This window comes from Rhodanobacter sp. FW510-R10 (assembly GCF_058781105.1).
On sequence record NZ_JBYSWL010000001.1, the window covers coordinates 1,890,708 to 1,903,670 of the forward strand.

At 67.2% G+C, this 12,963-nt stretch carries 12 protein-coding genes; 4 read left to right on the plus strand and 8 right to left on the minus strand.

Annotated elements, in window-relative coordinates:
* Positions 1-66: 66 nt before the first annotated feature.
* The 3 genes from ppk1 to AC3WJB_RS08275 all read right to left on the minus strand — a co-directional run bounded on the left by ppk1 (position 67) and on the right by AC3WJB_RS08275 (position 3,681).
* Complete coding sequence (ppk1, locus tag AC3WJB_RS08265; RefSeq protein WP_492680486.1) at positions 67-2,160, minus strand: polyphosphate kinase 1; 2,094 nt, start codon at positions 2,158-2,160, stop codon at positions 67-69.
* A gap of 127 nt (positions 2,161-2,287) precedes the next feature.
* Positions 2,288-2,851: an elongation factor P-like protein EfpL gene (gene efpL, locus AC3WJB_RS08270; RefSeq protein ID WP_492680488.1), complete on the minus strand. Its 564-nt coding sequence runs from the start codon at positions 2,849-2,851 to the stop codon at positions 2,288-2,290.
* Between the two features lie 62 nt (positions 2,852-2,913).
* Complete coding sequence (locus AC3WJB_RS08275; protein WP_492680490.1) at positions 2,914-3,681, minus strand: SDR family NAD(P)-dependent oxidoreductase; 768 nt, start codon at positions 3,679-3,681, stop codon at positions 2,914-2,916.
* A 186-nt stretch (positions 3,682-3,867) separates the two neighbouring features.
* Between AC3WJB_RS08275 and AC3WJB_RS08280 the strand changes: the two genes are divergently transcribed.
* On the plus strand, positions 3,868-4,314 hold the full coding sequence (locus tag AC3WJB_RS08280) for an RcnB family protein (RefSeq protein ID WP_492680492.1): 447 nt from the start codon (positions 3,868-3,870) through the stop codon (positions 4,312-4,314).
* Positions 4,315-4,377: 63 nt separating this feature from the next.
* Here AC3WJB_RS08280 and AC3WJB_RS08285 read toward each other — a convergent pair whose 3' ends face one another.
* Positions 4,378-4,866 (minus strand): GNAT family N-acetyltransferase, encoded by a 489-nt coding sequence (locus tag AC3WJB_RS08285; RefSeq protein WP_492680494.1) that lies wholly within the window; start codon positions 4,864-4,866, stop codon positions 4,378-4,380.
* 64 nt (positions 4,867-4,930) lie between these two features.
* On the opposite strand from AC3WJB_RS08285, the gene AC3WJB_RS08290 reads away from it, so the two are divergent.
* Positions 4,931-5,566, plus strand: coding sequence for a glutathione S-transferase family protein (locus AC3WJB_RS08290; RefSeq protein ID WP_492680496.1), 636 nt, complete (start codon positions 4,931-4,933; stop codon positions 5,564-5,566).
* A 21-nt stretch (positions 5,567-5,587) separates the two neighbouring features.
* On the opposite strand, the gene AC3WJB_RS08295 is transcribed toward AC3WJB_RS08290, so the two are convergent.
* The 4 genes from AC3WJB_RS08295 to rpsT form a co-directional block, all read right to left on the minus strand.
* On the minus strand, positions 5,588-6,511 hold the full coding sequence (locus AC3WJB_RS08295) for a hydroxymethylglutaryl-CoA lyase (RefSeq protein WP_492680498.1): 924 nt from the start codon (positions 6,509-6,511) through the stop codon (positions 5,588-5,590).
* Between the two features lie 235 nt (positions 6,512-6,746).
* Positions 6,747-8,735 carry an acetyl/propionyl/methylcrotonyl-CoA carboxylase subunit alpha gene (locus AC3WJB_RS08300; protein ID WP_492680500.1) on the minus strand — a complete coding sequence of 663 codons (1,989 nt, stop codon included), beginning with the start codon at positions 8,733-8,735 and terminating at the stop codon, positions 6,747-6,749.
* 82 nt (positions 8,736-8,817) lie between these two features.
* Positions 8,818-9,612, minus strand: coding sequence for an enoyl-CoA hydratase-related protein (locus AC3WJB_RS08305; RefSeq protein ID WP_492680502.1), 795 nt, complete (start codon positions 9,610-9,612; stop codon positions 8,818-8,820).
* Positions 9,613-9,767: 155 nt separating this feature from the next.
* A complete protein-coding gene (gene rpsT, locus AC3WJB_RS08310) occupies positions 9,768-10,031 on the minus strand; it encodes a 30S ribosomal protein S20 (protein ID WP_492680504.1) in 264 nt (87 codons plus the stop codon).
* A gap of 275 nt (positions 10,032-10,306) precedes the next feature.
* Between rpsT and murJ the strand changes: the two genes are divergently transcribed.
* On the plus strand, positions 10,307-11,944 hold the full coding sequence (murJ, locus tag AC3WJB_RS08315; RefSeq protein ID WP_492680506.1) for a murein biosynthesis integral membrane protein MurJ: 1,638 nt from the start codon (positions 10,307-10,309) through the stop codon (positions 11,942-11,944).
* Between the two features lie 30 nt (positions 11,945-11,974).
* Positions 11,975-12,928 carry a bifunctional riboflavin kinase/FAD synthetase gene (locus AC3WJB_RS08320; RefSeq protein ID WP_492680508.1) on the plus strand — a complete coding sequence of 318 codons (954 nt, stop codon included), beginning with the start codon at positions 11,975-11,977 and terminating at the stop codon, positions 12,926-12,928.
* Positions 12,929-12,963 lie beyond the last annotated feature (35 nt).

A 12,963-nucleotide genomic window follows, 5' to 3' on the forward strand; every position in this document is an offset into this window, starting at 1 on the left:
TTCCGGGGTGGGCAATACCCTGATTCTGCCACGCCTGCCGCGTCCGACGCCGTTCGCCCGCACGGTTCAGCCGCCGAAGCGCTGCAGCAAGCCTTGTTGGGCGCTATAGGGCGTGGCCTGGCCTGGCTGCGCGCGGGTGTAGCGGCCTTGGCTGTCGAGCAGCCAGGCCTGGGTGTTGTCGGCCAGCGCGTTGGCCAGGGTTTCTTCGAAGGTGCGTGCAGCCAGCGCCGGATCGGAGATCGGGAAGGCAATCTCGATGCGGCGCAGCAGGTTGCGTTCCATCCAGTCGGCGCTCGCACAAAACAACTCTGGATCGCCGTCGTTGGCGAACCAGTACACGCGACTGTGCTCGAGGAAGCGGCCAACGATCGAGCGCACCCGGATATGCTCGCTGATGCCGCGCAAGCCGGGCCTGAGCGTGCAGGCTCCGCGCACCACCAGGTCAATCTCCACTCCGGCCTGCGAGGCGCGATACAGCGCGGCAATCACATGTGGCTCGTTCAAGGCATTCAGCCGCGCCATGATCCGCGCCGGATGACCGGCAAGTGCATTGGCGGTTTCGCGCTCGATGCGTGCGAGCACCCCTGCGTACAGCGTGAACGGCGAATGCAGCAGCCGCTTCAGCTGGATGATCGGCCCCAACCCGGAGAGCTGCTGGAACACCTTGTGCAGGTCCTCGGTGATTTCCGGATCGGCCGTCATCAAGCCGATGTCGGTGTACATGCGGCTGTTGACCTGGTGGTAGTTGCCTGTGGAGAGATGCGCGTAACGCCGCAGCCCGCTGCGTTCGCGGCGGATGATGAGCAGCATCTTGGCGTGGGTCTTGAAGCCCACCACGCCGTAGACCACCTGTACGCCGTTTTCGTGCAGGCGCGCCGCCAGGTGGAGGTTGGCGGCCTCATCGAAGCGCGCGCGCAGCTCGATCACCACGGTGACGTCCTTGCCGCGCCGCGCGGCATCCACCAGCGGCTCTAGCAGCGGGGTTTCCTCGCCGGCGCGGTACAGCGTCTGCTTGATGGCGAGGACCTCGGGGTCGAGCGCGGCCTGGCGCAGCAGGTCGATGACCGGATCGAAGCTTTCGTAGGGATGGTGCAGCAGGATGTCGTGCTGCGCGATCTGCTCGAACAGGCTCTTCCTGCGATGCACACCCGCCGGTAGGCGCGGCGTGAATGGCGCAAACTTCAGCTCCGGTCGATCCAGCCAGGCATGGAGCTGGCCGACGCGCACCAGGTTGACTGGGCCGTCGCAGCGGTAGACGCCGCTGGCGTCGAGCTGGAGGTTGGCGGCGAGCATCGCGGCCAGGTCGTCGGGACAGTCGGCGCCGATCTCCAGCCGCGCGGCGTGGCCGTAGCCGCGCGCCGGCAACTCCTGCTGGAGCGCCTGCGCCAGGTTCTCCACCTCGTTTTCATCGACCAGCAGCTCGCTGTTGCGCGTGACCCGGAAGGGCCAGGCCCCCAGCACCACGGCATCCGGGTGAAGCAGTCCGGCATAGGCGCACAGCACCTCGGCCAGCAGCACGAAATGGTCGCCCGGACCGCCAATCCCGTCGGGCAGGCGCAGCAATCGCGGCAGGCTGCGCGGCACGCCGAGGAGGACCGTGCGGGTGGCTGGCGTCGACGCGTCAGGCGCGCGCATGACCATGGCGATGTTCAAGGTCTTGCTGAGGATGCGCGGGAAGCGGTGCGTCTCGTCCATTTCCAGCGGCGAGAGCATCGGCAGCGCGCTGTCTTCCACGTAGTCCTGGAGCCAGCGGCGCTGTGCCGGACTCCAGTGCCGGCGGGTGGAGAAATACACCTGGCTGGCCGCAAGCTCTGGCTGCAGCTCGTCGCGCCATACCGCATAGGCGTCGGCAATCAGCTCCAGGACGCGGGCACGGATGCGCCGCGCCAGCTCGGCTGGCGGAATGCCATCGGGGCCGGGCACGGCCTGCCCGCTGGCCTGGTAGTACTTCAGCATGGCCACCCGGACCTCGAAGAATTCGTCCAGGTTGCTGGCCACGATGCTGAGGTAGCGCACCCGTTCCAGCAGCGGCACGCTGCGGTCATGGGCCATGGCCAGCACGCGGAAGTTGAACTCCAGCGCGGCCAGCTCGCGGTTGAGGAACAGGCCGGTGGCGGCCGGTCCGGCTTGGCTCGCGCCGTCGGCTGTGACTTCAGGCATGACTCATGGACAGGTGTGCGTGCGGGAGCTTGCGCGTTTTTCGGGGCATGGCCCATTCTGGACCATGGCCCGAGCGCTTGCCACGCGCATGGCCAGGTGTACGCACGCTGGCGTGCCGCCAGCAGGCTCAGGCGCGCCCGGCAAACTCGCCAGTGAGCGTGCTCACCCACACCTGCTCATCGACGCCGATGTACTCGGGCACCGCGACTTCGATGCCGGTCTCGAGCCGCGCCGGCTTGTTGCGCTTGGTGGCGCTGGAGCCCTTGAGGGCCGGGGCAGTCTCGACCACGCGCAGCAGGACGCTGCTCGGCACCTGCAAGGCCACCGGCGCATCGTCGATCAGTTGCACGTAGTAACCCTCGACACCCTCGACGATGTAGCCCGCGTTGTCACCCACGAGCTCTGGGCCGAGCACGTATTGGGTGTAGTCCTCGGTGTCCATGAAGACGAAGGCGTCGCCATCCTTGTAGGAGAAGTTGGCGGCGCGACGCAGCAGCTCCATTTCCTTGAGCTCATCGTCCGCGCGCAGGCTGAGGTCGAATTTGCGTCCGCCGGGAATCGAATACAGGGTGAAGCGGAAGGTGACGTTGCCGCCGCGTGCGGTGGGCGCACTGCGTTCCACGTTGGACACCTGGTACACGATGCCTTCGTACTCGATGACGTGGCCTTTCTTGGTTTCGGCGGCTTTCATGGGTCGGATCTTGGGAAGGGGAGGCTGGGTTCCACCGCGGTCGGCCGCGTCCGGCGGCTGGCTTACTTCGGTTGCAGGCGTACCGCGCCGTCGAGGCGGATGGTTTCGCCGTTGAGATAGCGGTTGCCGAGGATGAAGCCCACCGTGGCGGCGAATTCCTCCGGCTTGCCCAGGCGTGAGGGGAAGGGAATGGAGGCGCCAAGCGAGGCCTGCAACTCCGGCGTCATGCCATCGACCATGGGGGTCCAGAAGATCCCCGGCGCGATGGTCAGCACGCGGATGCCGAAGCGTGCCAGCTCCCGCGCCATGGGCAAGGTCATGCCGACCACGCCGCCCTTGGAGGCCGAATAGGCGGCCTGGCCGATCTGGCCTTCGTAGGCGGCGACGCTGGCTGTGTTGACGATGACGCCGCGCTCGCCGTCCTCGCCCGGCGCGTTGGCCTGCATCAGGGCCGCGCCGGCCTTGGCGACGTTGAAGCTGCCGATCAGGTTGACCCCGATGGTGCCGGCAAAGCTCGCCAGCGGCATGGGGCCCTGCTTGCCGATCACCCGCCCGGCGCCCAGGATGCCGGCGCAGTTCATCACCACGTTCAAGCCGCCCATGGCGGCGTGCGCGGCGGCGGCGTTGGTGGCGACGCTGTCCTCGGAGGTGACGTCGGTGCGGTAGAAGCGGGCGGCGTTGCCCAGCGCGCTGGCGGCCGCCGCACCCTTTTCCCCGTTGACGTCGAACAACGCGACCTGGCCGCCCTTGGCAACCAGGTGCTGCGCCACGGCATGTCCCAGCCCGGAGGCGCCGCCGGTGATGATGGCCTTGACTTGATCGAGTTGCATGAAGCCGTCCCTGTGCTGCGAAGCCGTCATATTAACCGAGCTGGCCTGGGCGTGGCCGGGTGGTTGCGGATTCGGCTTGGCGCGTCGACGTAGCGCTTATGTTCAGGGACGTTCGTTAGGCTTGGGCTGGCGCCGGTGCGGATTGTCGCCTCACCGTCGCGCTCGTTCCCTTCGAGGTATTCCGCCATGAAAAAATACCTGGTCACCCTGGCAAGCAGTTTGCTGTTCGCCGCTACGGCGTCGGCAGCGAGCCCACCGCAGCACCACGATCGGCAGGATCATCGCGGGCAGCAGGATTACAGTGGGCCGCAGGATCATCGCGGACAGCGGGGACCGGATTGGCGTGACCAGCGCGCAGCTCAAGGGCGGTATGTGCGCGATGGACGCGGCATCCACGACGATCGTGGCCGCTATTACGTCGCGCATGACCGTGGTCGGCACGCCGGCTGGTACAAGCGCGGTGGTCGCCTGCCGGCGTACTACCGGGCCGATCGCTACTACGTGACCGACTGGAGCGTGTATCGCCTGCGCCCGCCGCCGCGAGGTTATCGTTGGGTGCGCAGCGACAACAGTGATTTCCTCCTCGTCGCCATCGCCACCGGCATCATCACGGACATCATCCTGTCCAATTGATGCGATCCGCCGCTGCCGGTCCCGGGACCGGCAGCGTGCGTGCGTACCGGGTTGCCCAAACTCCTAGAGGTCGAGGATGTAGTAGCGGTCGCAGCCGAAATGCCCAGTGCCGCCCATGTGTGCGTTGATGGGCGCGAAGCCGGTACGCCGGTACAGGCGTTGGGCCGCTTCCATGCGCTCCACCGTTTCCAGGTAGCAGCGGCGAAAGCCGGCGTCGCGCGCGGCGTCCAGACAGCGGCGCATCATGGCGCTGCCGGCGCCAATGCCACGCGCGCTGGGCAGGAAGTACATCTTGCGCAGCTCGCAGACGTCCTGCGGCCCGTTTGCCAATGGCGCCATGCCGCCCCCGCCGCTGACTACGCCATCGCGCTCGACCACGAAATAGGCGCTATGCGGCTGCGCGTAGGTCGCGTACATGTGGTCGACCTCGGGGTCGTGGATGGCGAATCCGGGACCACCGGCACCGAACTCGGGCATGACGGTGCGGATGATCGCGGCGACGGCTGCATCGTCTTCGCGCGCAATGGGACGAATCAGGAACGGGGCAGACATGGATCAGGGATGAACTGCAATGGCGTCGCTATAGTGTGCGCGTTGTTCCTTCGGGTGTCATGTCATGCTCATCTATGATGCCGTCAGTCCCGCCCCGCGCTGCTTGCGCATGTTCGTGCTGGAAAAGCAGCTGTACCTGCCGGCGGTCACGGTCGACGTGATGACGGGCGAAAACCGTGCGGCCGGGTATCTCGCACGCAATCCTGCGGGGCAGACGCCGGCGTTGCAACTGGACGATGGCACAATGCTCGCCGAGGCAGTGGCGATTGCCGAGTATCTGGAGGAGCTGCATCCCGAGCCGGCGCTGATCGGGCGTACGCCGGCAGAGCGCGCGCAAACGCGGCAGTGGTGGCGCCGGGTCGAACTCAACGTCACCGAGTTCATCCACAATGCGTTCCACTATGCCGAGGGGCTGCCGCGCTTCCGTCCGCGTATCCCGGTGGCCCCGGATGCGGCGGCCGACTTGAAGCGCATTGCGCAGGATCGCGTGGCCTGGCTGGACGGCATGTTCGGCGCGGGGCCCTACCTGTGTGGCGAGCGCTTCAGCGCTGCCGACATCTGGCTCTACGTATGGCTGGATTTCGGCCTCGAGGTAAATCAACCGTTCGACCATGCGCTGCCGAAGATTGGTCCGTGGTTCGAGCGCGTTGCCGCGCGTCCTGCAGCCGCCGCCAGTCGCAAGTTGCTGGCGGAAACATGACTTTCGCGCCGTGCCGGCGTTTCAGGCGGGATCGCCAGCCTCCTGCGGGCCGCTGCGCGCGCGATTGACGCGGCTGGCCGTGGGCTTGTGCAACTGGGCGGAGAGCCAGGCACCGGTCGCGATCAGCGCGTTGAGGTCGACGCCGGTGTGCATGCCCATGCCATCCAGCATGTACACGACGTCCTCGCTCGCGACATTGCCGGTCGCACCCTTGGCATAAGGGCAGCCGCCGGTGCCGGAGACCGAGCTGTCGACCACGCGTACCCCTTCCTCCAGGCAGGCCAGGATGTTCGCCAGCGCCTGGCCGTAGGTGTTGTGGAAGTGCACCGCGAGCGCCGTCATCGGCACTTCCTGTGCGACCGCGTGCAGCATGGCGCGTGCCTTCGCCGGCGTGCCGACGCCGATCGTGTCACCGAGGGATACCTCGTAGCAGCCGAGCTCGTGCAGCCGCCGTGCCACGCGCACCACGTCGCGCACCGGCACTTCGCCCTGGTAGGGGCAGCCGAGGACGGTCGACACGTAACTGCGCACGGCGACGCCATCGGCTTGCGCCTGCGCCACCACTGGCGCGAAACGCTCGATCGACTCGTCGATCGAGGCGTTGATGTTCCTGCGGTTGAATGCCTCGCTCGCCGCCGTGAACACGGCGACCTCGCTTGCGCCGGCGGCGCGTGCCCGCGCGTAGCCTTCAAGGTTCGGTACCAGCACTGGATAACTGACGCCGGGCGCCCGACGGATGCCGGCAAACACCTCGGCCGCATCGGCGAGCTGCGGAATCCACTTGGGACTGACGAAGCTCGTGGCCTCGATCGTCTTCAGGCCGGTGGCCGACAAGCGGTCAATCAGCTCGATCTTGGTTGCCGTCGGCAGCAAGGTCTTTTCGTTCTGCAGTCCGTCGCGCGCGCCGACTTCGACGATGCGGACGAACGAGGCGGAAGAGGTCATGGCAACTCCAGTCAGGGTGACGGCGTTTCAAAACACTGCGAGCAGGGCACGCCCGGCAAGACATGGCAGGCGAAGATCCCAGAACATGCGCGGCCGCGTGGGGAACTCGACCAAGGTCCAGCCGATGCCGCGTTTGGCGAACACCGTACCGCGCTACGTCGCCCAGCCGATCTACACGAACAAGATGATGCCGAGGATCTTGAATGCAAGCATGGGCGGCAACTGGCCCGGGGCGTTACTCGACGAAGCGCACCAGGATCGTATCGGCCTCGACGAAGTCTCCTTGTGCGGCGGTGATGTCGGCAAGCTTGCCGGTGCGCGGCGCCTTCAGCGCCAGCTCCATCTTCATCGCCTCCATCACCAGCAGGTCCTGGCCTTGTTCCACCGTGTCGCCGGGCTTGGCCTTCACCACCACGATGCGGCCAGGCATCGGCGCCAGCACCTGGTTGCCGCCGGCCGTGTCCTCAGCGTGCCACGCGTAAGCCGGGACACGCTCAAGGCGCCAACGCTGGCCGCCGGTATCGTGCAGCGATACCCGCTGGTCGTCCACGAGCAGAGGGCGGCGTTCGGCTTCGCCATCAAAACGCGCGTTGAGTACGCCTTCGCCAAGCAGTGCGCCTTGGACTTCGCAGTGCGCCTCGCCCAGGTTCAGGGCGTAGCGCCCGGCGTGGCCCCAGGCCTCGATCTCGAATCTCGCCTCGCCACGTGCGAGTGCAAGCACGCGCTTGCCGTTGCGCCCGATGCGCCAGGCATCGCTTGCCGCCCAGGGCGAATGCGGATCGGAGGCAGCCACGCGCGGCTGCGTCTCGTCGTGGAGCAGGACCGCCGTGGCCGCCACAAACAAGCTGCGCTCGTCGGGTTCGTCTGCGCCGGTGACGAACTCATCCAGGTGGCGGTCGAGGTAGCCACTGTCGATGCGGGCCTCGACGACGGCGGGATGGCGCACCAGGCGCTCCAGGAACGCGACGTTGGATTTTGGCCCGTCGATCTCGCATTGCGCGAGCGCATTGCGCATGCGTTGCAGCGCCTGCACGCGGTTCGCGTCCCACACGATCATTTTCGCGATCATGGGATCGTAGAAGATCGTCACCGTGTCGCCTTCGACCACGCCACCATCGAGACGCAGGTGCGCGGATGTCGGCGGCAGGCGCAGGGCCTGCAGCTTGCCCGAGCCGGGCAGGAAGTTCCGCTCGGGATCCTCCGCATAGATGCGCACTTCGATGGCATGGCCGCGGGAAACCACCTGCTCCTGCGTCATTGGCAGCGGCTCGCCGTCGGCAATGCGCAGTTGCCATTCGACCAGGTCGATGTCGTGCGTGAGTTCGGTGACCGGGTGTTCGACTTGCAGCCGCGTGTTCATCTCCATGAAATGGAAATCGCCTGCCTGGCCCACGATGAACTCGACCGTGCCGGCACCGACATAATTGACCGCGCGCGCGGCGGCGACCGCGGCCGCCCCCATGGCCGCGCGGCGTTCGGCGTTGAGGAAGGGTGAGGGCGTTTCCTCCAGTACTTTCTGGTAGCGGCGCTGCGAGGAGCACTCGCGCTCGCCCAAGTGGATCACGTGGCCGTGGCGGTCGCCGAAAATCTGGAACTCGATATGGCGCGGGTGTTCGACATAGCGTTCCAGCAACATCGCGGCGTCGCCGAATGCGGCCTTGGCGATGCGCTGCGCGGTCTCCAGCGCTTCGGGAAACTCGGCGTCCGAGCGCACGATCTGCATGCCCTTGCCGCCGCCGCCGGCGGAGGGCTTGATGATGAGCGGGTAGCCGACCTGGTGGGCCTGCCGCGCCAGAAACGCGTTGTCCTGGTTGTCACCGTCATAGCCCGGTACGAGGGGCACGTCATGCTTGGCCATGAGGTGCTTGGCCGCCGCCTTGGAGCCCATCGCTTCGATGCTTTCGGGATCCGGGCCGATGAAGATGATGCCGGCGTCGACGCAGGCACGCGCGAATCCCGTGTTTTCGGACAGGAAGCCGTAGCCGGGATGCACGGCCTGCGCGCCGGTCTTGCGCGCGACATCGAGGATCGCGTCGCCGCGCAGGTAGGATTCCGCCGGCGGCGCGCCGCCGATAGGCCAGGCTTCGTCGGCCAGGCGCACGTGTTGCGCATCGGCATCCGCCGTGGAATACACCGCGATGGTGTGGATGCCCATGCGCCGGCAGGTGCGGATGACGCGGCAGGCGATTTCCCCGCGGTTGGCAATCAGTACGCGCTCAAACATGGGGTGCCTTCGTTGGCTGGACCATCCAGTGGATTTCTCAAACTTAGCAGATTGGCCGGCGCCGCCGGAGTGCCAGCTGCGTTCAATTACCCGCCACCCAGCGCGGCGCGCGTTTTTCCAGGAACGCGGCCAGCCCGTGTTGGCCTTCCTCGGCGACGCGCAGGCGTGCGATCAGCGCGGCATTGGCGGTGTCCACGGCTTCTGCCTGCACCTGGTCGATGCCACCGACGCGCAAGGCCAGCTGCTTGGCTTCGCGCTGTGCCTGCGGCGCGACCTTGGTTACCAGGTGCAGGACCCGGTCCATTTCCTCGTCCAGCGCTTCCGGCGCGACGGCGGCGTGCAGCAGGCCAATGTGCGCAGCATGCTCGCCGCTGAAGACCTCACCGGTGAGGAAGAGGCGGCGCGCGTGGCGCACGCCAATGGCGGCGACCACGTAAGGCGAGATGACGGCGGGTACCAGGCCAAGCTTGACCTCGGACAACGCGAACTTGGCCGTGGTCACCCCGATGGCGATGTCGCAGCACGCGACCAGGCCCACGCCGCCGCCGTAAGCCGAGCCGTTGACCCTGGCGATCGTTGGCTTGGACAGGAACTGCAGCGTGCGCATCAACCTGGCCAGGCGCAGCGAGTCGTCGCGGTTCTGTTCTTCGCTGGCGCCGACCATCCCGCGCATCCAGTTGAGGTCCGCGCCAGCCGAAAAGCAGCTGCCTTTCGCCGCAAGCACGACCGCGCGCACCTGCGGGTCGGCGTCCGCGGCCTGTAGCGCCGCGGTCAAGGCCGCAATCAAGCCGTCGTCAAACGCGTTGTGCACCTGCGGCCGGTTGAGGGTGAGCCACAGTACCGTGCTGCGGCGTTCGGTGAGGATCGAATCGGCCATGGATGGATGCTCCGCAAAGGACATCCATGATAAGCGCTGGCGTGGACGGATACCGGGCGGAGGCTGCCGACCGGCAGCAGTGTCGGTCGGACCGCGGGCACGAAAAAGCCGGCTGGCGCCGGCTTTCGATGTTGCGTGGAGTTGCGGCTGGCGGTTCAGGCCAGCTCGCGGATCTTCGCGTTCAATCGGCTCTTGTGCCGTGCTGCCTTGTTCTTGTGGATCAGGCCGCGCGAGGCATAGCGGTCCATCAGCGGCTGGGCGGTGGCGAAGGCGGCGACGGCTGCGGCCTTGTCCTTCGCTTCGATGGCTTTGACGACCTTGCGCAGGGCGCTGCGGACCATGGAGCGCGCGCTGACGTTGCGCAGGCGATTGCGCTCGGACTGCCGCACGCGCTTCTTTGCGGACTTGATATTGGCCAAGGTAGAACTCCGGAATGCGTTGTTGGGCCGGGGAAAGAGCGCAATTATGCGGCCTAATCGGTCGGGGCGTCAACGCTGCGCCGCGCCCCGGGACGAATGGCCCATGCTGGCCTCTGGTGGATCACGGGCATGGCTGGGCCCCGGGCCGCATTCGCTGGCACACTACGACGCCGGAGCGCGCCGCCGTGCCGGGCCCGCGGCCGCGGCGGTGCGCAGCCGGCCGCCGGCGCTTCGCCGCCACCCGCACCCCTCGCCGCAAGGTCATATACACGCGCATGAAGTCTCCGAGCATGTTTCGCGGGTTGTTGTCGTTCAGCGCGATGACACTGGTGTCGCGTGTGCTCGGCTTGGCGCGCGACATGTCGATCAACGCCGCGTTTGGCGCGAGCGGAGCGACGGACGCGTTCTGGGTGGCGTTCCGCATACCCAACTTCATGCGCCGCCTGTTTGCCGAGGGCTCGTTCTCCACCGCCTTCGTGCCGGTGTTTACCCAGGTCAAGGAGACGCGCAGTCACACCGAGCTCAAGCAGCTGATGGCCCAGGTGTCGGGCACGCTGGGCGGCGTGCTGTTGGTGGTCACCGCGCTTGGCATCTTCTTCGCGCCGCAGGTGACCATGCTGTTCTCGCCGGGCGCGCTGGCCGATCCGGTGAAATTCGACCTCACCGTCGACCTGCTGCGCCTGACCTTCCCGTTCCTGCTGTTCGTGTCGCTGACGGCGCTGTCCGGCGGCGCGCTCAACAGCTTCCACCGCTTCGGCCTGCCCGCGCTGACGCCGGTGATCCTCAACCTGTGCATGATTGGCGGCGCGCTGGTGCTCTCGCGGCACATGCAGCCGCCCATCATGGCCATGGGTTGGGCGATCCTGCTGGCCGGCATCCTGCAGCTGCTGTTCCTGCTGCCGGCGTTGCGCGGGCTGAACCTGCTCACCTTGCCGCGTTGGGGCTGGAACCATCCATACGTGCGACGGATCATGCACTTGATGGTGCCGACCCTGTTTGGCTCCTCGGTGGCGCAGATCAACCTGCTGTTCGATACCGTCATCGCCTCATACCTGGTGCTGGGCTCGCAGACCTGGCTGTCGCAGGCCGACCGTTTCCTGGAGTTGCCGTTGGGGGTGTTCGGCGTAGCCCTGGGTACAGTCATCCTGCCGTCGCTGTCGCGGCACTTCGTGGCCACGGACCACGACGGATTTTCCCGCGCGTTGGACTGGGGTCTGCGCCTGGCCACCTTGATTGCGCTGCCGGCGATGTTCGGCTTGATGCTGCTGGCCAAGCCGCTGGTGGCGACGATCTTCCAGCACGGACGCTGGCTGGCGCATGACACCGACATGGCCACGCTGTCCATCACCGCCTTGAGCTTCGGCATGCCTGCCTTTGCCCTGGTCAAGGTGCTGTTGCCGGCGTTCTATGCGCGGCAGGACACGCGCACGCCGGTGCGCGCGGCGGTGGCCTCGCTGCTCACCAACATGGTCTTGAACGTCGCCTTCGTGGTGCTGCTGTTCGAGCTCTGGGCGCCGCCGGCGCTACGCAGCCTGGGGTGGTTTGACGCGGTCAGCCGCCTGCCGGGCCTACACATGGCCTTGGGCATGGCCAGCGCGGTGGCGGCCTACGTCAACCTATGGCTGCTCTGGCGCTGGTTGCAGCGCGCCGGCGTGTACCAGCTCCAGGCCGGGTGGGCGCGGCACCTGGCTCGCCTGGGCCTGGCCTGCCTGGCCATGGCGGCAGTGTTGCTGCTCGGGCGCTGGTGGTGGCCACTGTGGACCCACGGCGTACCGGTGCTCGCGCGCCTGTGGCATCTGGCCGCCATGGTGGCGGCGGGCGGCGGGGTGTACGTCGGTGTGCTGCTGATGCTCGGCATGCGCCCGCGCGACCTGCGTCCGTTGCCACCGCCGAGCCCGGCGAAGACGCCATAAGGCCGCCTGCATGCTCGCTATACTGCCGCGATGATGAAGCTCTCCAGGGATGTCGCGGGACCTTGTCTGGCCCCGCCCGGCAGCGTGGTGGCAGTGGGGGCGTTCGACGGCCTGCATCGCGGTCACCAGGCGTTGCTGACCCAGGTCCGGCTGCGTGCCGAGACGCTGGGATGCACCCCGCTGGTGGTCAGCTTCGAGCCCTTGCCGCGCGCGTATTTTTCCTCGACGCCCATACCGCGCCTCTCCAGCGTGCGCGAGAAGCTGCAGGGTTTTGCGACGGCGGGCATGGCGCAGGTGTTGTTGCTGCGCTTCAACGCCGCGCTCTCGCATATGCCGGCGGAGGGCTTCGTGCGACGCGTGCTGCACGAGCGGGTGGGCGCGCGCGAGATCTGGGTGGGCAGCGATTTTCGCTACGGCCACAAGCGCCAGGGCGACGTCGCACTGCTCGAACACCTGGGCGCGTCCCTCGCGTTTGCGACCCACGTGATGCCGACGGTACTGGTTGGCGGCGCGCGGGTTTCGGCCAGCCGGGTGCGAGCCCTGCTTGCCGTTGGCGAGTTTGCCGGCGTGGAGCCCTTGCTTGGCCGGCCCTTCAGCATCGAGGGCCGCGTGGCCCGCGGGCGCAGCCTGGGGCGGGAGCTCGGCTATCCCACGGCAAACATCCCGCTGCGCGGAAGGGTCAGTCCGGTACATGGCATCTTTGCCGTACGCGTGGGCTTGGACGAAAATAGCGGTCTTTGGCCTGGCGTCGCCAGCCTGGGCTTGCGTCCCACCGTCAACGCGCTGAGCGAGCCCTTGCTGGAGGTGCACTTGTTCGATTTCGACGGCGATCTCTACGGCCGACGCATGCGCGTCGAGTTTGTCGCCAAGCTGCGCGATGAGCTCAGGTTCGACGGCGTCGAGTCCATGCGCGAACAGATGGCGGTGGATGCCCGGATGGCGCGCGAAGTGCTGGGCATGAATCCAAGCCTGGCGGGCGCATGAGACGGACGGCCGCGAGGGCGGCCCGATCTCACCCC